Here is a 21957-nt window from a genome sequence, read left to right as displayed (position 1 = left end):
AATATATCGATAATTATTGAAATTTAAGTGACTAACGCTGTTGTTGAATAATTGTATAGATTTTTGCTCTATTTAATGTCGATTTTATAAAGTACTTTTATAGTTTTTTGTTCTGATTAATTATTGTTGTTAGGTTTAATTAACTAGATTTTTGTATATTGTTTGGTTTTATATGGTGTTTTTGGCTCGCGGGTTGCGAAGTGATGATAGTTTCGTCATTATTCGCCCCCTCTCTTGAGCATTGGAAAGCCGTTTTTCAAGCCAGGATGTATTACATTAACAAATAATTATTAAGGGGTATCTGTGAAACAGACGTTAAAATTAACAGATATTATAGCTTTAGGCTTTATGCTTTTTGCGTTCTTTTTGGGCGCTGGTAACATCATTTTTCCTCCTTTGGCAGGTCAATTAGCGGGCGACCACTTATTTCCTGCAATGAGTGGTTTCCTATTAACAGCCGTGGGTCTGCCACTGCTAACTATTATTGCTGTAGCCATTTCTGGTGGTAGTTGGGAGCACCTAACTAAGCATCTACCTGTGAAAGCAGCATTGGTGATGGCCGCTCTTATCTTCATTATTATCGGCCCCGCATTTGCTGCGCCTCGCACAGGTTTAGTGGCTTATGAAATGGCAATAAAACCACTGTTTGCTGATCTTAACCTGACTGTTTTCTCGGTTTTATTTTTTGCTGTGGCGATGTTCTTTTCATGGTCTCAAGGCAAACTGATTGATGTCATAGGTAAGGTACTGACACCTGCACTATTCATCGGTTTGATAGTTTTGGCTTTAGGTGTATTTATGAACCCTCAAGACCAAATGTTTGCAGCACAAGGTGAGTACGCCACACAGCCATTAACTAAAGGCTTCCTTGAAGGTTACAACACTATGGATACCTTCGGTGCCCTGATGTTCGGCATTCTGATTGTGGATGCTCTGCGCGCGAAAGGTATTACTGAAGAGAAAGCGACAACCAAATACCTAATTAGTGCGGCGGTGATTGCTGCTGCTGGTCTAGCGTTCGTTTACATCTCGCTATTCTATTTAGGAGCGACTAGCTCATCGGTTGCAGCTGGTGCAGACAATGGTGGTGTGGTGCTTAGCCAATACGTTATCGCACTATTCGGTGATAAAGGTCAGTTGGTATTATCAGTGATCGTATTGTTAGCATGTTTAACAACTGCTATCGGTCTTATCTCTGCATGTTCCGATTTCTTTAGTACACATACCCCAATCTCTTACAAAACATGGGTTGTGATTAACGGTGTAGCGTGTGCAGTTGTAGCAAACGTTGGTTTGGCTCAGCTGATTGCACTTTCAGTGCCAGTACTATTTGCTCTATATCCAGTTGCGATTGCACTAGTAGCGTTGACTTTCATTCGTTCGAAGTTGGCTAATCCTCAAGCGTCATACCGTTTGGTAATTCTAGTGTCGCTTTTGTTTGCTCTGATTGATGCGGCAAAAGTGTCTGGTTTAGATGTTTCATTCTTCAACTTCCTGCCTCTGTTTGAAATTGGTATGGGTTGGTTGTTACCAACAGTTGCTGCGATGATCGTGATGACATTCGTTGGTGGTTCTGCGAAAGCAGAGCTGGAACAAAAAGCCGCATAAATTTGAGCTTGATTAAAAAGAGGTGTTTGAGACTGTTTTTATACAGAACTCAGCGCCTCTTTTTTATTGCTATCGAAACCTAGACACCACCTCGTTTTTCTGTACAGCCTCCAATCAAAATATCCCCAATTTTTCCTGTATCTTCATCACATTTTTAAGTAGAATTCTCCGGTTAAATTCTACTCATAAAGCTTAAGCAAAAATGTTTGAAATCAATCCAATTAAAAACCGCATTCAGGATGTGTCAGAGCGCACGAATATCCTGAGGGGGTACCTTTGACTACGACGCTAAGAAAGAGCGTCTAGAAGAAGTAAATGCAGAACTTGAACAACCAGATGTATGGAACGAACCTGAACGCGCACAAGCATTAGGTAAAGAACGTTCAGCATTAGAATTGGTTGTTGAGACCATCAATCAACTCGATCAAGGTGTTGATGATGTTGAAGGACTTCTTGAACTCGCAGTTGAAGCTGAAGATCAAGAAACATTCGATGAAATTGGTCCTGAACTCGCTGAACTAGAAGCTAAGTTGGAACAACTTGAGTTTCGTCGTATGTTCTCTGGTGATCACGATTCATCTGATTGCTATATCGATCTTCAATCGGGTTCTGGTGGTACTGAAGCACAAGACTGGACTTCAATGATGCTACGCATGTACTTGCGCTGGGCTGAAGCGAAAGGCTTCAAAACTGAAGTGATTGAAGTGTCTGAAGGTGAAGTTGCTGGTCTGAAATCTGCAACGGTTCGTATCATTGGCGACTACGCGTACGGCTGGTTACGCACAGAAACGGGCGTTCACCGTTTAGTTCGTAAATCACCATTCGATTCAGGCGGTCGTCGTCATACTTCGTTTGCTTCTGCGTTTATCTATCCTGAAGTGGATGAGAATATTGCTATTGATATCAACCCAGCTGATCTACGTATTGACGTATATCGTGCATCGGGTGCTGGTGGTCAGCACGTTAACACAACTGAATCTGCGGTACGTATTACTCACATTCCAACCAACACGGTTGTGCAGTGTCAGAATGACCGTTCTCAGCATAAAAACAAAGATCAGGCAATGAAACAGCTTCGTGCGAAACTGTTTGAGCTTGAACTACAGAAGCAAAACGCTGAGAAACAAGCGAATGAAGATGCAAAATCTGACATCGGTTGGGGTAGCCAAATTCGCTCATACGTACTAGATGATTCTAGAATTAAAGATTTACGCACCGGAATTGAAAACCGCAACACTCAAGCGGTTCTTGATGGTGACTTAGACAAATTTATTGAAGCTAGCCTGAAATCTGGCCTTTAAGCTTTTTACCGACAATACAGGGTACATGCAAAATGACTGATGCTGTTCAAAACGAAATGAATCAAGAACAAATCGCGCAAGAAGAAAACAAACTGATTGCAGAGCGTCGTAGCAAGTTAGAGCACATCCGTAAGAGCTGCAAAGCGAATGGTCATCCGAATGATTTCCGTCGTGACAGCCTAGCTGGTGATCTACAAGCTGAGTTCGGTGAAAAGACCAAAGAAGAACTAGAAGAGCTGAACCATATCGTTGCTATTGCTGGTCGTGTGATGGCAAAACGTGGTCCATTCCTGGTTATTCAAGAAACTTCAGGTCGTATTCAAGCTTACGCATCTAAAGATGTACAAAAAGAGCTTAAAGAGAAATACCAAGGTCTAGATATCGGTGACATCATCGGTGTGAAAGGCGCGCTACACAAATCAGGTAAAGGCGATCTTTACGTGAATATGGATGAGTACGAGTTGCTAACTAAAGCACTTCGTCCGCTTCCAGAGAAATTCCACGGTCTAACTGACCAAGAGATGCGTTACCGTCAGCGTTACGTTGACCTTATCGTTAACGAAGATTCACGTAACACCTTTATCATCCGCTCTAAGTTAGTAAGCGCAATTCGTGCTTTCATGACTTCTAAAGGTTACCTAGAAGTTGAAACACCTATGATGCACGTAATTCCTGGTGGTGCTTCTGCTCGTCCATTCGTCACTCACCACAACGCGCTAGATATCGATATGTATCTACGTATTGCACCTGAGCTATACCTAAAACGCCTAATCGTAGGTGGTTTTGACCGAGTGTTTGAGATCAACCGTAACTTCCGTAACGAAGGTCTTTCTCCTCGTCACAACCCAGAATTCACTATGATGGAATTCTACCAAGCGTACTCTGATTACAAAGATCTAATGGATCTAACAGAAGAGATGCTAAGCACTGTAGCAATCAATGTTCTAGGTGCAACGGCGATGCCTTACGGTGACGAAATGGTTGAGTTTGGTGGTAAATACGCTCGCATGAGCATGTTCGAAGCAATCAAACACTACAATCCAAACCACGCTCAAATCCAAGCGTTAACAGAAGAAGATATCCAAAACCGTGATCTTATGGTTTCTATCGCGAAATCTGTTCACGTGGACGTAGAACCTTTCTGGACTTGCGGTCAGCTTCTTGAAGAGATCTTCGGTGAAACCGCTGAGCCAAAACTGATCCAGCCTACTTTCATCACTGGCTATCCAGCGGATATCTCTCCACTTGCTCGCCGCAGCGATAGTAACCCGTTCTTTACAGACCGTTTTGAGTTCTTCATCGGTGGTCGTGAAGTAGCGAATGGTTTCTCTGAGCTTAACGATGCAGAAGACCAAGATGCTCGCTTTAAAGCACAGGTTGATGCAAAAGAGTCTGGTGATGACGAAGCTATGTTCTACGATGCAGACTACATTACTGCTCTAGAGCACGGTTTACCGCCAACGGCTGGTCAAGGTATCGGTATCGACCGTTTAGCGATGCTGTTTGCTAATGCACACACAATTCGCGACGTAATTCTGTTCCCAGCGATGCGTCCACAGCAATAATTTATTGTTGGAATGTCATTTAATAAAAACCGCCTTCGGGCGGTTTTTTTATATCTGCCTATTTTTAATGCTAGAAATGATGCTTTGTCAGATCGCATATTCGTTTTAATGATCAACTTCTTATGTGAATTTTTGGATCGACATATAGTTTTTTATTAGAAATATTTCCATTTCTTTCCTAGTCTTATATGTGAGACAGACTAATGTCTTAAGTATAGTTACTGTATCGTCAGTTGCCTTAGCGTAAATATAAATAGCAGTGGCATATAAAAAATTTAAATAATAATAAGGGTAAGTTCATGGCTAATCAGTTCCGTATGGACTCTGTTCCAGGGTCGTTGATAGTTGTCGGTGGCACATACGAACCATGGCTTTCTGTTTTAGAGCAAGTTGGCTGGAGATGCACGCAGTGTGCCGATCTTCGTCGAGCAGATACACTGTTTGCTGAAACAGGGCCTTGTATTGGTATTGTTGACCTGTGTCATGATGAGTTTAGCTTGAATGGCATTGCAAACTTGGTAAGTAATCATAAACAAGTTCGCTGGTTAGCCTTCATTCGGGAATCGCAGCTGAGCTCTGACACTATTTGCCAGTTCATAGTGAACTTCTGTATCGACTTTTTCACCGCACCAATCCCAGATGCCCAGCTATTAAGTACTATTGGTCACCAGCTTGGTATGTTGAAACTGGAGAAAAAAGTATGGCCTCACTATGGCTCTAATAGTGATATGGGGCTGATCGGCGAATCCATTCCAGTGAAACGTCTACGTGATCAAATCAAGCGTATTGGTCCGACCGATGTCAGCATTTTGATTTATGGTGAAAGTGGTACGGGTAAAGAAACGGTTGCGAAAGCAGTTCATAAAACGTCAGCACGAGCCCAGAAGCCATTTATGTCGGTTAACTGTAGAGCGATGTCAGAGAGCCGAATTGAGAGTGAACTGTTTGGCATTGGCAACGATGGGCATGATGTGCCTATTTTATTGCAAGCCGACGGCGGTACTGTTCTTCTGAACGACATTCTAACTTTACCGAAAAGCCAACAATTGAATCTATTGCGCTTTTTGCAGGAAGGGACGGTTGAGACTCCCAACGGGGTGAAAGAAGTCGATGTCCGCATTCTTTCAGCAAACTCATCTGATATTGAAAAAGCTTTGATCGACGGTAACTTCAATGAAGAGCTCTATCACTACATCAACGTTTTGCGAATCAACGTACCGAGTTTGAAAGAACGAGCAGGAGACATTGCGATTTTAGCTCGTCATTTCTTGCAGCTGTATTCGAAAGAGTATAACGCCCAAGTGAGAAGTTTCTCTGAAAATGCAACGCGTGCGTTGACTCGTTATCATTGGCCTGGCAACGTTCGTGAGTTAATGAATCAGATTAAACGCGTGGTATTGATGTCTGAAACGGTCGTGCTGGATGAATCTCATCTTGAACTGCCTAAGCGTAGCGATGGTAAGCGAAGCCTGAAAAGTATTCGAGAGCGATCAGAGCGCGATGCACTGCTGCTTGTGTTGGAGTCGTACTCAGGTCAGGTTTCTGTCGCAGCTAAGGAATTAGGAGTCTCTCGAGCAACTATGTACCGTTTGCTGAACAAACATAACTTGATTACAGACACTACTTATTGATGCTCATTTACCTTCTGGTATGAAATAGATGTACCAAATGATGCAGATGAATTTCATCATATAACAGTAGCAACCACTGCTTGAAGAACAGGCCACCAATGGGTGGCCTTTGTTTTGGTTAATTATTCTTCATATTGGTTAAATAGTGTTGAAATGTTTCATTTGGTTTGTTGTATTGTGACAGTGAATAGATGATTGGTTTTATTTTGTTTATTTAATGGATTGGGGGTTGAATTAATGCCTCAGTTGCATATTATTTAACCGTAAGCCTAGCTTACTGAAAACACTAAATTTTGGATTAATTACTTTGCTTGGAGGCGCATTATGAAACATTTCGTATCTGTTCATACAGTCTGCGCCTTTAATGTGTCCGATTCCGCCTTTATTGCTGCGGATATGACCGCGTCTATGTCTGATCGAAAAATCAGCAAACAAGACAAAGATATGTAGTTAATCCGTAACCTCTAATCAGGCTGCGGAAGAAATAGCAGCTAAGTTTAGAGGTAGTCCTACCTTAATAGCATCCAGTCGTAGCTTTATCACTTAGTCGCTGTTTCTCCCAGTTTACTCGTTAAATCAAGTGATTTAACCAACTGGAGAAATACCATGAGTCATTCAATTTATATAAAACTAGCCACATTTTTGGTTCGTGCAGATTTGCGTCGAGAAGAGAGAGAATGGAAGCGAAAAGTACGTCGTAGCCGCTACGATTTACCTTGGCACAATGTTCATCTATTGAGAGATATTGGCTTAGAAGCAGACGGTCGCCCTATTGGTGTGAGTGTTCCAATTGAAGCCAAAGCAGAACGCCATGTTCGTCATATCCGTCGAGTATTAAGTTTACGAATACCGACGTGATAAAAGGGGCTAGCCGCTGCTCTAGCCCCATTGTTATCAATTAAGGACAAGGATTGGAGTAGGTAGTCCCAATCTCTTGAATTTTAAGCAGCAGTTCTTCGCTTAATTCAACATCCAAGCTATCAATATTTGTTTTTAACTGTTCCAAATTTGTCGCTCCGAGTATGGTCGAAGCGACAAATGGACGTTGATTAACAAACGCTAATGCCATTTGTGCCGGATCTAAACCAAATTCTCTAGCCAAGTTCACGTAAGCTTCGGTTGCTTTTAAACCTTGTGGAGTGAAATAGCGTTGGAAGCGTTCAAATAAACTGCAACGAGCACCATCTGGTCGCGCACCATTGAGATACTTTCCACTTAGCGCACCAAAAGCTAACGGTGAGTATGCTAGTAGTTTTACGCCTTCAAAGTGACTGATTTCAGACAAGCCAACTTCGAATGCTCGATTGAGTAAACTATATGGATTTTGGATAGTAACCATGCGAGGTAAATCGTGTTTTTCTGCTAAACGTAGGTAGGTCATCAGCCCCCATGGAGTTTCGTTTGATACGCCGATATAACGAACTTTCCCCATGCGTACTAAGTCATTCAATGCCTCTAGACTTTCAATTAAAGTTACTTCTTCTTGACTGTCTGGATATGGGTAGTTCAGTTGGCCAAAAGTATTGGTCTGACGTTGAGGCCAGTGCAGTTGGTATAAATCGATGTAGTCGGTTTTTAGGCGAGAAAGACTATCGTTGATGGCTTGATGTATGTTTCGATGGTCAAGCGCCATATGTTCGCGAATCGGTGTATTTCTATTTGGTCCCGAAACTTTGGTAGCAAGAACGACTTTTTCACGTTTGCCTGATTTTTCTATCCAGTTACCAATGTACTCTTCTGTTTTGCCTTGTGTTTCCAATGACGCTGGTACTGGGTACATTTCAGCAGTATCAATGAAATTAATACCACGTTCGAGAGCATAATCGAGCTGGCTAAACGCTTCGGCTTGAGTGTTTTGTTCGCCAAACGTCATGGTTCCTAAACAGAGTTTACTCACTTCTAAGGTTGAGTGTGGCAGTTTGGTATATTGCATAGCACTTCCTTGTCTAACTCTAGATTCTGCCGTTTCAAAATTGTTGCTGTTAACTAGGTTCTAGATATAGCACTGAATTTAAAACAGCTTTTTATAAGATGATTTTTACTATAAGCGAATATTGCTTCGAAACGGAAATGAATTTTATTTATCACTTACTCAATTGACTAATTCCAATCTGGAAAATTAACAGATCAGTGAATGGCCATTGATAAGCAAACCCTTCGGGTCAGAGATGGCTCAGCGGAGCTTCATGGATGAATTGATGCGTGTTTATGTTCGATGTCCATTCGCTGTTACACCGATACTTAATCTGGTCATATTTTTATTTAGGATTGTATAAGAGATATTGATTCTCCCATTCGAGCAAAGCCGATCATTAATAAGAAGGAGAGGAGGATCCAAAAGATCAATGAATAGCTCTATGATTTTTCGCTTTGAAGTTGTAGCTGTGCTGGCTATGTTCGCTCACCCTAATCACATAGTAAATCTATGCTCATAGGGATTCACTTACTTGCCGCCATCTGATATTCCAGCAGTTTAAGTATATGTGTAAATCAAGCGTAGTGATTTTGCAGGATATTGGCAGTGAACTGAGTTCTTAGATAGAAGCCGCGAGGAAGAGTGCGAATTGGCTTTCCATTCGAGCCATAAGCTTCCGTTAATACTCTGCCATTGGCGGCTTTTGGGCGCAGTTGAAGAACTTCACCATGTTTGGCCGTGATTTGCGAAACTTTGCCTAACACAATGAATTCCATTAACTCTTCCCAGTCAGCTTTAAGTTGATCTTCTTCTTCCTGAGATGGGCTCCAAATCAAAGGTGAGCCAACTCGTCGTTCAGCTAAGGGGATTTCACGTTCACCTTCAACGGGAACCCAAAGTACGCGAGACAGTTTATTTCGCACATGGCTATTTTCCCAAGTAAGGCCATGCACACCAGTTAACGGAGCGACACAGACGAAGGTCGTTTCTAAAGGCTTGCCACTATAGCTGATAGGAATACTTTTCAGTTCAATGCCAAGGTTTTCAAAATCCTGCTGGGGTTTACTCCCTGCTGTCGCACCCAAATGCCATTCTAGTAATTGTCCAACCCAGCCTTTATCCTTCTTAAGATCCGGAGGGACGATCATATTGGCTTCTTCAGCGAGTTGTTGATAACTCATTCCAGCTATTTGCCAAGCTCTTTCTAATAGCTCTTGTTCGCTTTGCGGTTCTGGTTTCATTGCCTGTCTCTGAATAACCTAATCATTGAGAATGAAAACGGCGATTGTAGCAAAAATATAGCAATAAAGGATCTTGATGGAAGAATGAGCATAGTGGGTAAAATATGATCTTTTAGTGAGTTATCCACAAAAAATACATAAAAGAAGATGAAATAATACATTCATGTATGAATAAACAGGGGTTTGTACAGTCGTTTACCACACTGTTGGTGCTAATTTCAGCTATTTTTTCTTGGCTGTGTGGATAACAGTTAGATTGGTTGATCTTTAACCTGTTTGAGTGATCAAAAAATAGAGCAGTGGCTAAATTATGCATATATTCCATTGTTTGTTTTTAACAGTATGTTTATTAAAGATAAATATACTATTTTCATATTGTTCTTGTTTGAGGTATTTATTAGGGGAGTGTTTTTTTTACACAGTTATCAGTCTTCTTCACATGGTTATTCACAGAAATCGTGAATAAATGTGGTCTAGCTCTCACTCTTTTGTTGATAACTTATTTTTTGCTCAAAAAACATTCTATCGAGGGGTTGTCGACGATAAATATCGTGTGAATCACATTAGTAAGTTTGCTCATATTGGGGATATGTGGAAAAATCAGAACAATTACAGGTTTTACTAGAGGTTTGCCAGTGATAGATGGCGATGGTTACCGACTCAATGTAGGTATTGTGATTTGTAACAACCATGGTCAGGTATTCTGGGCGAAACGATACGGACAACATTCATGGCAGTTCCCACAAGGGGGAATCGATGAAGGTGAGACTCCTGAACAAGCTTTGTTTAGAGAGCTTTACGAAGAGGTTGGGTTAACTAAGAAAGATGTGAAAATCATTGCGACAAGTCGTCATTGGTTAAGATATAAATTACCAAAGCGCTTAGTTCGTTGGGATTCTCAACCTGTCTGTATTGGACAAAAACAGAAATGGTTCTTGCTACGTTTGGAAAGTGATGAATCGAAGATTAACATGCAACGTGGCAGTTCCCCTGAATTTGATGGTTGGCGCTGGGTGAGTTACTGGTATCCAGTGAGACAAGTGGTGTCTTTTAAGCGTGATGTATATCGTCGTGCAATGAAGGAGTTTGCTTCATTAGCGATGCCGTTTAAAGAGCGGAAAGTTAAAGGTAAACGCAAGAATAAAAGAGGATAGACATGCTTTCTCAACTTAGGGAGATAGTGGAACAAGTTTCAAAGGTAGAGAACGTCAATCAGGCGTTAGATATCTTTGTAAAACAAACGTGCAGCGCTATGGCAACAGAGTGCTGTACTGTCTATCTAGCTAATGAGGAAATGCAGCGTTTAGAACTAATGGCGACCCAAGGTCTGAAGTTCAAAGGCGATAAAATTCATATCGGTTTTGAAGAAGGTCTGGTAGGGCTAGTCAAACGTTCAGCGGAGCCTATTAACTTAGCAGAAGCGTCTAAACACCCAAATTTCAAATACTTCAAACAACTGGGGGAAGAGGTTTATCACTCTTTCCTTGGCACTCCCATTATCTACCGTAAACAGGTACTTGGTGTTCTGGTTGTTCAACAGAAGACTCCACGTTCATTCAGTGAAATGGAAGTCTCTTTCCTTGTTACTTTAGCTGCCCAGCTTGCAGTTATTGTTGCGCACGCTCAGACTCAAGGGCAATGGTTGCTCAATAAGAAAAAGCAACAATCGATTACTGGTGTTGGTGCCTCTTCTGGGGTTGCGATCGGTGAGTTCTGGTGGGATGACACTCAGCCTCAGCTTTCGGAAGTGTACCCTGCATCGACGTTAGATATCGACCGTGAACAAGAGTGGTTAGCTCTTGCGATTGAGAGCGCTTTGAGTGATTTTCGCAAAATGCGCAAAAAACTCGACAGTGATATCAACAAAGAAGCTTTGGCGATCTTCGACCTGTTTACCCACCTTTTGAATGACCCTATGCTGCGTAAAGATCTGAAAGCGCAGATCCAAAAAGGTGACCGAGCCGATTGGGCATTACGCCAAGTAGTGGAAAGCTATTCGAATCGATTCGCACGTATGTCCGATGTGTATCTTCGTGAACGTGCACAAGACATCCGCGAGCTCGGCCAACGTTTATTATTCTTCTTGCACAATACAGAGCAAGAACAGCATCAGCTAGAAGAACCGATCATCTTGGTGGTTCGAGAGCTGACCGCTACCATTCTCGCAGCATTGCCCAAAGATAAGCTGTTAGCCGTCGTTTCTATTGAAGGGGCTGCTAACTCGCACGCGGCAATTTTGTCACGAGCATTAGGGATCCCTGCGGTAATGGGGGTTTCTATAAACCTCAAGGATATCAACGGAAAAACCGGTATCGTTGATGGTTACAGTGGCAAGGTCTTTATTTCACCAGCGAAGTCCATTCTTTCTGAATATCGTGCGTTGGCAAATGAAGAAAGTGAACTGTCGAAGATGGTGAATGAGGCGATTGCCCAACCTGCTGTCACTCAAGATGGTTCTCACATAGAGTTAATGTTGAACTCTGGCCTCAGCGCTGACACTAATATCGCCATTAATCAAGGTGTTGATGGTGTCGGATTATACCGAACCGAATTTTCATTCTTGTTGCAACATCGCTTTCCTTCTGAAGAAGAACAGATCCAGCAATACAGTAGTGTTCTGAATGCTTACCCTGATAAGCGAGTGGTGATGCGCACGCTGGATATCGGTGGCGATAAGCCTTTGCCATATTTGCCGATAGAAGAGGACAATCCATTTTTAGGCTGGCGGGGTATTCGCTTTACCCTAGATCACCCTGATATTTTCCTCATCCAGCTTAGAGCCATGATGCGTGCTAGCAAAGCGCACAACAACCTCAGCATTCTTTTACCTATGATCTCAGGTACCAGAGAGTTGGATGATGCTCTTAGGTTGATTCACCAAGCGTATAAAGAAGCGATAAAGTTAGACCCGAGTATTGTTATGCCTGAAATCGGCATTATGGTAGAAGTCCCATCCATGCTTTACTTGCTACCTTTAATCGCCGATAAAATTGATTTTGTTTCTGTTGGTACCAATGACTTAACCCAATATTTGTTGGCTGTTGACAGGAACAATTCCCGAGTTGCTGATGTCTATGAATCGATGCATCCAGCCGTCGTTATGGCGTTGAAGCAAATTCAGCAAATTTGTGCCGCACACAATATTCCTGTGTGTGTTTGTGGTGAGTTAGCGGGTGATCCGATTGGCGCACTGTTGCTTATCGGTTTGGGATATACCACGTTGAGTATGAACACCGCCAACGTTGCCAAAGTAAAGTACCTGGTGCGACATGCAAAAATGTCACAATTGACCGAACTTGCTGACAAAGCCGTGGTGCAGCCTTATGGCAAAGATATTTACAATATGATGCTCGATTATTTTGAAGAACAAGGACTTTCAGGTTTTGTTCGCGCTGGCAAGAAATAGGAATTAGATGTGAATTTCGAATTACTGGCTCTATTTTTGTTATTGGGGTCTGTTGTTGGCGTGCTCGCTGGTTTACTTGGGATTGGCGGTGGTTTGGTCGTTGTACCTGCTTTGGTTTTTCTATTACCTCGTGTGGGTATATCGACAGAAATTCTCATGCATATGGCGTTAGCTACTTCGTTAGCCACCATCATCCTAACGTCATTTTCTTCCGCATTAAGTCATCTAAAACTCGGCAATGTAGACATGTTTGCTGTTAAATGGTTAATGCCAGGCGTACTGATTGGAGGCTATTTTGGCGCGACGGTTGCTGACTGGATTCCACATCAATATCTGCCGAAAGTGTTTAGCATCATTATTATGATGCTCAGTTGGCAAATGTTTCGTTCTATTAAGATCCTTTCACATCATCCTATGCCAAACGCAATGATTACTGCGTTATGTGGTGGTGGCATTGGTATTATCTCTAGCCTTGTCGGTGTGGGTGGTGGTTCTCTTTCTGTGCCATTTTTGAATCGCCATGGAGTTGAAATGCGCAAAGCCGTGGGTTCTTCCGCTGTTTGTGGTTTTGGTATCGCTGTATCCGGCATGATTGGGTTTGTTGTCAGTGGTTATCAGGTGACGGATTTGCCTGAATACAGTTGGGGCTATGTCTACCTTCCTGCGTTAGTGGCTATAGCTGTCACTTCAATGATGACAACGCGTATTGGTGCAAAACTGTCGACACAACTTCCAACGGCATCTTTGAAACGAATTTTTGCTGTATTTCTCATGTTTGTTGCTGTAACTATGTTGGTTCAGTAATTCCTTTTTTATTAAGTAGAAGAGAACGTAATTTATGTCTCAGGGTTATCTCCAATTTCCAAATATTGACCCCGTCCTAGTAGCCATCGGGCCTATTTCTGTACGTTGGTATGGAATGATGTATTTGGTTGGCTTTTTGTTTGCTATGTGGCTTGCTAATCGTCGCGCGGATAAATCAGAAGGCATGTGGAGCCGCGAGCAAGTGTCCGATTTACTATTTGCCGGGTTTTTAGGGGTAGTGATTGGCGGACGTGTCGGCTACGTGGTGTTCTATAACTTTGACATGTTCTTAGCTGACCCTCTTTATCTATTTAAAGTTTGGACTGGTGGAATGTCATTCCACGGTGGCTTGTTAGGTGTTATCTCTGCAATGATTTGGTATGCGAGAAGAAATGGTCGCACTTTCTTTGGCGTCGCGGATTTTGTTGCTCCTCTTGTACCCTTCGGTTTAGGTATGGGACGTTTCGGTAACTTTATGAACAGTGAACTGTGGGGACGTGTAACGGATGTGCCATGGGCATTTGTTTTCCCAAATGGCGGTCCACTTCCTCGTCACCCATCGCAGCTTTATGAAATGGCTCTTGAAGGTGTGGTTCTGTTTTTTATTCTCAACTGGTTTATCAAAAAGCCTCGTCCGCTTGGTTCAGTTTCAGGGCTATTCCTAGCAGGATATGGTACATTCCGCTTCCTTGTCGAATACGTTCGTGAGCCAGATGCACAGCTTGGTCTTCTTCTTGGCGGTATCGCGTCAATGGGACAACTATTATCTCTGCCGATGATAGTGCTAGGTGTGTTGATGATGGTTTGGGCGTATAAGCGTGGATTGTATAAAGACAACGTAATCACTAAATCAGTTAAAAATAAGTAAGTTGCAACTAAGTAAGGGTATCTTGTGAAACAGTATTTGGATCTCTGCCAGAGAATCGTTGATGAAGGCGTTTGGATTGAAAATGAGCGCACTGGCAAACGTTGTCTTACCGTTATTAACGCTGACTTAACTTATGACGTTGCCAACAATCAGTTTCCCCTCGTTACTACTCGTAAGAGTTTTTGGAAAGCTGCGGTAGCAGAACTGCTCGGTTACATCCGCGGGTACGATAACGCGGAAGATTTCCGCAAACTGGGTACAAAAACTTGGGATGCGAACGCAAACCTCAACGAAGCTTGGCTCAATAATCCTTACCGTAAAGGTGAAGATGACATGGGGCGTGTATATGGCGTCCAAGGTCGTGCATGGGCTAAACCGGATGGCGGTCATATCGATCAGCTAAAGAAAATTGTTGATGATTTGAAGCGTGGTGTGGACGACCGTGGTGAAATTCTCAATTTCTATAACCCAGGTGAGTTCCATATGGGCTGTTTACGTCCATGCATGTACAGTCATCACTTTTCACTACTGGGTGATACTCTTTATTTGAACAGCACGCAGCGTTCATGTGATGTCCCACTCGGTCTGAATTTTAATATGGTTCAAGTCTATGTTTTTCTTGCGATTATGGCTCAGATTACAGGTAAAAAACCGGGGCAAGCATTCCACAAGATTGTGAATGCGCACATCTATGAAGACCAATTAGAGTTGATGCGTGACGTGCAACTGAAACGTGAGCCGCTTGCAGCGCCTCAATTCCATATCAACCCAGAGATTAAATCACTGGAAGATTTGGAAACATGGGTAACTATGGATGATTTCGAAGTCACGGGTTACGAATTCCATGACCCAATCCAGTATCCGTTTTCGGTCTAAAATCAGACAGAAATAAAAAAGGCGCTTAATGCGCCTTTTTCGATCTCAGAGCAACAGATTAGTTATTGCTGTGAAGCTCGCTGTTCAGTTCAACAGCAGACTTGTTAGCTAGACACTCAACTTGACCAGTTTGAGAGTTACGACGGAAGAGAAGGTCCGATACGCCAGCTAAATCACGCGCTTTTACGATTTCTACTTCGTTACCGTCTTTATCCAGCATACGTACTTTAGTACCCGCTGTTACGTAAAGACCTGACTCAACAGTACAACGGTCGCCTAGTGGGAAACCAAGACCTGAGTTTGCACCTAGTAGTGAGTTTTCACCAATAGAAACAACCACAGTACCGCCACCAGACAATGTACCCATGATAGATGCACCACCACCGATGTCTGAGCCATTACCTACTAGTACACCAGCAGAGATACGACCTTCAACCATGCTCACGCCCGTTGTACCAGCGTTGAAGTTGATGAAACCTTCATGCATTACAGTTGTGCCTTCGCCTACATGTGCGCCAAGACGTACGCGAGAAGTATCAGCGATACGGATACCTGCTGGAACCACGTAATCCACCATTTTAGGGAATTTGTCTACGCAATCGACAGTCAGAGGGCGACCTGCTAGGCGCGCTTCAATTTGACGCTCTGTCAGTTCAGGTAGATCGATTGGACCTTCGTTTGTCCAAGCGATGTTGTGCAGTAGACCGAAAATACCATCAAGCACTGTGCCGTGTGGCTTCACTAGACGGTTTGAAATAAGTTGTAGTTTCAGGAAGCCTTCAGATACTGATTGAGGTTTCTCGTCTGCGGCTAAAACAACAAGCACGAGTGGTTGAGCAGAGCTTGCCGCTTTTTCTGCGAATGAAGCGTTAACAACTTGACCGTTATCAGCAAACGCGGTTGCTAGCTTCGCGCTTTGCTCAGCAGAGATTTCGATAGCTTGATTGCCATCTGTGTAACCAGCAATAGCCGCTACGTCAGCAACTAAAGCGTCGCTTGGATTTAGAACTGGTGCAGGGAAGTATGCTTCGATAATTTTTCCATCACGGTTTTTAGTCGCCGTACCGAAACCAAGTGCAAAATGCGCCATGTTTGCTCTCCGTATTATGTTTGAATAGGGTATAGCAGACAACTTGTTGAGCTAAGCCGCTGCATTAATAATCTGATGGTCATCATAAAGAGACTTTTTCACTGATAAAAGAGCAAAAAAGGAATAAGTCCGTAGAACGATACCTTTTGTCTTTTTAACGATATATCTCTCTGGATGGAACAGGGAATAAACAATATAAAAAAACCGCTGTCTAAGCAGCGGTTCTTCGAACAAAGCTCTATAACTAACAAAGTTCAATAACCAAAGACATCAACTTGAACTTATAGGCAAAATTTACGCAGCATCGTCGACGGCGTCTTCAGTCTTTACTGCTTTTGGTTTCTTTGCTGGTGGCGTAGGTTTACGCTTCGCACCTAAAGCGACCAGAACGTCTTCTTTGTTCTGAGCTAAGAACATAGCTAGTTCTTCCGTTTTCGCTTCATCTTCAATCAGTTCACTCTTACCGATCAGTTCGAACAGCTCGTCCGCGATATCCAGCATTTTGTCATAAGCGTCAGCTTCGGCTTTCGAGGTAAAAGTCATTTTCTCTTCTCCGTTGCGTTCCACCACGTACTTTACGATGACAGCCATGGTCCATCCTCTAAATTGCTTTTGAATTACTGTGTGTTTATACAGGGTTGTTCGCTAAATGTCTAGATGAAGACTATAAAGCTGATATACCTGTCAATCTGTCTATAAGCTCTCATTTTCTTTGTCCGAACCTTGATGCCATTGATGACAGAATTCAATAAAACATTTAAGCAGTGGACTTTGGTATTTCTCTTTATGAACTAATAGCCAAAAGCGCCTTTTCATATCGAGAGGAACATTGAGTATTTTGATTCGACCATCATTGACCGCAGATTGTGCCGCCAGTTTAGATAAACAACCAAAGCCCAATCCAGCGGAGACACAGTTGATAATGGCTTCAGTGGTATTTAACTGAAAAGCCTCATGCCAGTGTTCAATGCGTGGTGCTACCGCTCTTAAAAAGAATTCTCTAGAGCCAGAGCCTGCCTCGCGTAACATCCATTCGCTCTGTTCAAAATCTCGTAATGTCACTTTTTCTTGCTGTGCTAGTGGGTGTGAAGGGGAGCAGACAATACACATTTCATCTTGGCTGAACTGAGTAGAAATCAGTTGAGGGTGAAGGGTTTTCCCTTCAATCAGCGCGATATCCAGTTCATAGTCGACCAATTTTTCGCATATCAGTGCAGAGTTGGAAATAAACAGACTCTGCTGCTGGTGTTGATAGGTGTTGCGAAACTGACTGAGTAAGTAAGGGGCAACCTGATTGCCTATGGTGTCACTGGCGCCAATACGCAGTTGCCCTGATAAAGAGTTGTCTTCATCGAAAAGTTGATCGATGGCGTTAGAGCGACTGAGCAGTTCATCGGCAAGCGGCAGCAGTTTCTGCCCTTCTTGATTGAGAACTAGGCGATTATTCACACGGTCAAACAGCGCATGACCAATATGCTTTTCCAGCTCTGACAGCGCCATACTTACTGCTGCTTTTGACAAAAACAGTGCTTCGGCGGCTGTAGTTAAGGTTTTGTGTTGGGTGATGGTCGTAAACACTTTCAGTTGTTTAAGAGAAATATTGCTCATTACGATGTTTAGATTTATTGAACATTGGTGAATATATTTACGTTATTGATAAACATATAGCAAGGTAAAGAGTAAGTGAGGAATAGTTAACCTTTTGCATCTTGTATCGAGCAAATTGCTAATGACTAAAGAACACTTATGCTAATCTCAACAGCAATATAGCTGAGAACTTCATGAGTGAATTGTGTTTACTGTTTACCATTCCAATAAAGTCGATACCTTAAAAATCTTGCTGGTACATCTAATCAAAGCCGCACCGCTGGAAAATCCCTTTGAAAAAGAGCAAATCTTGGTTCAAAGCCCGGGTATGTCACAGTGGTTGAAAATGGCGTTGGCAGAAGAGCTGGGAATCGCAGCCAACATCGATTTTCCACTACCAGCGACTTTTATTTGGGAAATGTTCACTCATGTTCTGCCAGGCGTTCCCAAACGCAGTGCCTTTAACAAAGAGGCAATGACGTGGAAGTTAATGGAAGTGCTTCCGACTCAGTTGGAGTTAGAAGCGTTCTCTGCGCTTAAAAGTTACCTCAAAGACGATGTTGACCAGTCTAAGCTCTACCAACTTGCGGAAAAAATCGCAGATATTTTTGATGGCTATCTGGTGTATAGACCAGACTGGATTGAAGCTTGGGAGAATGGCAACGCGGTTGAGGAAATCGGTGACGAGCACCCGTGGCAACCTATTTTGTGGAAGCAACTTTACGACTACACAGTGATTCAACAGCAGCAATCCCATTATCACCGAGCCAACTTATATCAGCGTTTTATTGAAACGCTAGCGAGTGGGCATGTACCGCTTGAAAAATTGCCGAAACGACTGTTTATCTTTGGCATTTCCTCTTTGCCTCCACGTTATATGGACGCATTAAAAGCATTAGGCCAACACATTGATGTGCATCTGATGTTCACTAACCCTTGTCAGCATTACTGGGGAGATATTCGAGACCGTAAGTATCTGGCTCGAATCGAAAACCAGCGTCGTAAACAACTGGCATTAAGTGGGCAAACTCTCTCAGTGACGGGCGAAATATCACCGCTCAAAGGTGACATTGAAAGTAATGTTGCCGAAGATGAAATGCATATCAGCAATGCGGTAGGTAACAGCTTGTTGGCATCAATGGGCAAATTGGGGAGAGATAACCTCTATTTGCTGGCACAAGATGATAATGAAGAGCACGAGCTGTTTATCGATATTGCTAGAGAAACCTTACTTCAACAGTTACAAGCGGACATTTTGCATCTTGAAGAGCATCAAGATGATCACATCCTCGATAGCAGCACTCATAAACCGACCATCCACGGTCAAGATGGCTCGTTAACTATTCATGCTTGCCACAGCCCGATGCGAGAAGTGGAAGTGCTGCATGATGAACTGTTAGCCATGTTTGACCGTGATCCGACATTGAAGCCGCGAGATGTGATTGTGATGGTGGCGGATATCAATGCCTACAGCCCCTATATTCAGGCGGTGTTCGGTAATGCGCCCGGTGAACGTTTTATCCCGTACTCGATTTCAGACCGAACAGCCAATCAAGAGAGTCCAATCTTAAATGCTTTCATCCAGTTGGTGAATTTGCCGCATTCTCGCTGTTTGGCGTCTGAGCTGTTAGAGCTGTTAGAAACGCCAGCGATGATGAGTCGTTTTGCATTGGATGAAAGCGAATTTGAATTGGTAAAACGTTGGGTTGAAGAGTCAGGTATTCGCTGGGGATTGGACAGTACTACTGCTCAAGAATTTGATCTTCCAGACACAGATCAAAATACCTGGCAGTTTGGACTTTCTCGTATGTTGCTTGGCTACGCGATGCCGACATCAACCAGCCTGTTTGAACATGGCGACAGTGTGTATGCGCCTTATAACGAAGTTCAGGGCATGAGCGCTGAACTTGCTGGCAAATTGGCGCGCTTTATTGAAACCGTGAGCCGTTACCGAACCTTACTGACTCAAACTCAGTCGATAGATGACTGGCGGGAAGTATTGAACAACTTGCTTGATGATTTCTTCGCTGTCGATCTGGATGGTGAAATGGCGCTGAAATCCATTCGCGATACGCTAGTTTCATTAAAAGAGCAGCTGGTTGATGCAGGTTATTGCGAAGATATCGCGCCAGCGATCATCAGCGAATACCTCAATAACAAGCTGTCGGGTACACGAGTTAGTCAGCGCTTTTTAGCCGGGCAAGTGAACTTCTGTACTTTGATGCCAATGCGTTCTATCCCATTCAAAGCGGTCTGTTTGTTAGGAATGAATGATGGCGTTTACCCTCGTTCTATGCCGCCGGAAGGCTTTGATTTAATGAATGGTCGAACTCGAAGAGGCGATCGTTCACGCCGTGATGATGATAGATACCTGTTCTTGGAAGCGATGCTCTCTGCGCAGCAAAAACTATATATCAGCTACGTTGGACGTTCCATTCAAGACAATACTGAGCGTGTTCCATCGGTGTTGGTGAGTGAATTACTCGAATATTGTCAGCAGAACTACTGTTTATCTGGCGATGAATCTCTGCCAAGTGATGACTCAGGCAAAAAGTTGGTGGATAAGATTTCCACTGTTCACACTTTGGTGCCATTCAGTCCACAAACATTTTTAAGTGAAGCAGGAAGCTACGCAAAAGAGTGGCTGCCTGTGGCGCAGCGTCAGGGTACTCCAGCTGGCGAATTCAATCTGCCATTGGATGATTACTTACTGGATGCGACTTATCCGTTAGATCTGGATTTGGTTGAGCTACAGCGTTTTTGGCGATTGCCAGTTCAGTACTTTTTCAATCGTCGCTTAAAAGTGGTTTTCGAACCGCCTTTAGCGGTGATGGAAGATGATGAGCCGTTCGCACTGGATGGTCTGAATAGCTATCAACTGCGTGATAATTTGCTTGATCTGTTACTTAGCGTAGATGCGACAAGTGATAGAGAAGCTACATTACATCACTTCATCCAGCAGCAACGAGCTCAGGGCAAACTGCCTGTTGGCGCTTTTGGTGAATTAGAGTTTGAAGTGAACCGAGTTCAAACTGAAGAAGTGCTAGAGAAAATTCACTTTCTCTGCCAATCACCGCTAGAAGATTGTGAAGTGAACATCACCAGCCATGTGCTTGGAGAGTCTAAACCTGTTCAGTTAAATGGTTGGTTAACCAAACGCTTCCAATCAGGGCTAGTGCGTTATCGCAGTGGTTCAATTCGCTCGCAAGATTTGTTGTCAGCATGGATAGATCATCTGTGTCACGCTGCGATGGGCTTTGTCAGCAAAACTCATCTGGTGGGCTATGACCGTAAAGATGGTGTGCTTCATCAAATCTTGCCACCAGTAGAAAGCCGAGAGCTTGCTAAAGAGCTGTTGGACGAACTGATTCGTCTTTTCTATCAAGGAATGACATCCCCGATCGCTTATTTCCCGAAAACAGCGCTAGCTTGTATTGAAGCTGGGTTTAGCCGCGGAAAATGGGTTGAAGATGATGAGAAATCTTTGAAAAAAATGGCTGAGTGTTTTAACGACGGATTTGCCACTTCTGGTGAAGGGAACAATGCGTACATCGCTCGAATTTGGTCATCTTGGAATGACGAACTCGCTCAACAGGCAAAATTACTCTCTTGCTTAGTACTACAAACGCCAAGGCTACAGTTAATGGATAGTACTGATGTAATAGATAGTGCTGATGCAGTATTCGAAGCTAATAGAGTGGGTAGTAAAGATGAGTAACAGAGGTACAGAAATAAGTGGCCGCCAGAAAATCATTATTGGTGTAGGGCGTTCGCTGTACGGCCACAGGTCAGAGGGACCATTATTCGGTGTTAATGCAGGCAGCGTTTTGATAACGGGTAGCTTTAGTAAAACAAGCAGTTTAGATAACCTATAAGTGATTATTTTTTAAACTATGTTTGCATTAAGTGGGTGCAGTGTAATGTTCCATATTGGTGCGTTCTGTGAGAAGCCTCGCATAACCAATGGATTGTTTTTATTTGCATGCACCAACATATAAATACTCAAACAAGATCACATAAATTCAGTGACATAACTTTTTGGTTTTAACAAAAGGCACAATAAAA

The 21957-nt window shown here is 43.0% G+C and carries 17 protein-coding genes; 12 read left to right on the top strand and 5 right to left on the bottom strand.

Annotated features, from left to right (window positions below; all coding sequences use genetic code 11):
• Positions 1–303: 303 nt before the first annotated feature.
• From brnQ to G5S32_RS11605, 6 genes are all read left to right on the top strand, one after another.
• Entirely contained in the window at positions 304–1608 is a 1305-nt protein-coding gene (gene brnQ / locus G5S32_RS11625) for a branched-chain amino acid transport system II carrier protein (protein WP_165312163.1), read from the top strand.
• Positions 1609–1810: 202 nt separating this feature from the next.
• Positions 1811–2909, top strand: a protein-coding gene (prfB, locus tag G5S32_RS11620) for a peptide chain release factor 2 (protein ID WP_165312162.1) whose coding sequence is annotated in 2 segments (ribosomal slippage) — positions 1811–1885 and positions 1887–2909 — 1098 coding nt in all. Because the reading frame shifts where the segments join, the coding sequence is not laid out codon by codon here.
• A gap of 32 nt (positions 2910–2941) precedes the next feature.
• Positions 2942–4474: a lysine--tRNA ligase gene (gene lysS, locus G5S32_RS11615; protein WP_165312161.1), complete on the top strand. Its 1533-nt coding sequence runs from the start codon at positions 2942–2944 to the stop codon at positions 4472–4474.
• Between the two features lie 299 nt (positions 4475–4773).
• Entirely contained in the window at positions 4774–6105 is a 1332-nt protein-coding gene (vpsR, locus tag G5S32_RS11610; RefSeq protein WP_165312160.1) for a cyclic-di-GMP-binding transcriptional regulator VpsR, read from the top strand.
• 324 nt (positions 6106–6429) lie between these two features.
• Positions 6430–6555 carry a hypothetical protein gene (locus G5S32_RS21640; RefSeq protein ID WP_281347256.1) on the top strand — a complete coding sequence of 42 codons (126 nt, stop codon included), beginning with the start codon at positions 6430–6432 and terminating at the stop codon, positions 6553–6555.
• Positions 6556–6711: 156 nt separating this feature from the next.
• On the top strand, positions 6712–6963 hold the full coding sequence (locus G5S32_RS11605; protein WP_165312159.1) for a DUF1127 domain-containing protein: 252 nt from the start codon (positions 6712–6714) through the stop codon (positions 6961–6963).
• 40 nt (positions 6964–7003) lie between these two features.
• On the opposite strand, the gene G5S32_RS11600 is transcribed toward G5S32_RS11605, so the two are convergent.
• Both G5S32_RS11600 and mutH read right to left on the bottom strand, forming a co-directional pair.
• The gene (locus G5S32_RS11600; protein ID WP_165312158.1) at positions 7004–8038 is read right to left on the bottom strand and encodes an NADP(H)-dependent aldo-keto reductase; all 1035 of its coding nucleotides are present in this window, start codon (positions 8036–8038) and stop codon (positions 7004–7006) included.
• Between the two features lie 557 nt (positions 8039–8595).
• Positions 8596–9261, bottom strand: a complete 666-nt coding sequence (mutH, locus tag G5S32_RS11595) for a DNA mismatch repair endonuclease MutH (protein WP_165312157.1) — start codon at positions 9259–9261, stop codon at positions 8596–8598.
• Positions 9262–9896: 635 nt separating this feature from the next.
• On the opposite strand from mutH, the gene rppH reads away from it, so the two are divergent.
• The 5 genes from rppH to G5S32_RS11570 are packed head-to-tail and all read left to right on the top strand — an operon-like array spanning position 9897 to position 15215.
• Positions 9897–10415, top strand: coding sequence for an RNA pyrophosphohydrolase (gene rppH / locus G5S32_RS11590; protein WP_165312156.1), 519 nt, complete (start codon positions 9897–9899; stop codon positions 10413–10415).
• A gap of 2 nt (positions 10416–10417) precedes the next feature.
• Positions 10418–12667 (top strand): phosphoenolpyruvate--protein phosphotransferase, encoded by a 2250-nt coding sequence (ptsP, locus tag G5S32_RS11585; RefSeq protein ID WP_165312155.1) that lies wholly within the window; start codon positions 10418–10420, stop codon positions 12665–12667.
• 9 nt (positions 12668–12676) lie between these two features.
• Complete coding sequence (locus G5S32_RS11580) at positions 12677–13471, top strand: sulfite exporter TauE/SafE family protein (RefSeq protein WP_165312154.1); 795 nt, start codon at positions 12677–12679, stop codon at positions 13469–13471.
• Between the two features lie 34 nt (positions 13472–13505).
• On the top strand, positions 13506–14339 hold the full coding sequence (gene lgt / locus G5S32_RS11575) for a prolipoprotein diacylglyceryl transferase (RefSeq protein WP_165312153.1): 834 nt from the start codon (positions 13506–13508) through the stop codon (positions 14337–14339).
• 24 nt (positions 14340–14363) lie between these two features.
• Complete coding sequence (locus tag G5S32_RS11570; RefSeq protein ID WP_165312152.1) at positions 14364–15215, top strand: thymidylate synthase; 852 nt, start codon at positions 14364–14366, stop codon at positions 15213–15215.
• A 58-nt stretch (positions 15216–15273) separates the two neighbouring features.
• Here the strand turns inward: G5S32_RS11570 and dapD are convergent, their stop codons facing one another.
• The 3 genes from dapD to G5S32_RS11555 form a co-directional block, all read right to left on the bottom strand.
• Entirely contained in the window at positions 15274–16305 is a 1032-nt protein-coding gene (gene dapD / locus G5S32_RS11565; protein ID WP_165312151.1) for a 2,3,4,5-tetrahydropyridine-2,6-dicarboxylate N-succinyltransferase, read from the bottom strand.
• Positions 16306–16599: 294 nt separating this feature from the next.
• On the bottom strand, positions 16600–16896 hold the full coding sequence (locus G5S32_RS11560; RefSeq protein WP_165312150.1) for a YebG family protein: 297 nt from the start codon (positions 16894–16896) through the stop codon (positions 16600–16602).
• A gap of 102 nt (positions 16897–16998) precedes the next feature.
• The gene (locus G5S32_RS11555; protein ID WP_165312149.1) at positions 16999–17913 is read right to left on the bottom strand and encodes a LysR family transcriptional regulator; all 915 of its coding nucleotides are present in this window, start codon (positions 17911–17913) and stop codon (positions 16999–17001) included.
• A 184-nt stretch (positions 17914–18097) separates the two neighbouring features.
• Here G5S32_RS11555 and recC point away from each other — a divergent pair, with 184 nt between their 5' ends.
• On the top strand, positions 18098–21610 hold the full coding sequence (recC, locus tag G5S32_RS11550; RefSeq protein ID WP_165312148.1) for an exodeoxyribonuclease V subunit gamma: 3513 nt from the start codon (positions 18098–18100) through the stop codon (positions 21608–21610).
• Positions 21611–21957 lie beyond the last annotated feature (347 nt).

This window comes from Vibrio ziniensis (assembly GCF_011064285.1).
Lineage (GTDB): Bacteria > Pseudomonadota > Gammaproteobacteria > Enterobacterales > Vibrionaceae > Vibrio > Vibrio ziniensis.
Note: the sequence above shows the minus strand (reverse complement) of the source record. Positions and strands in the feature narration are given on the sequence as shown.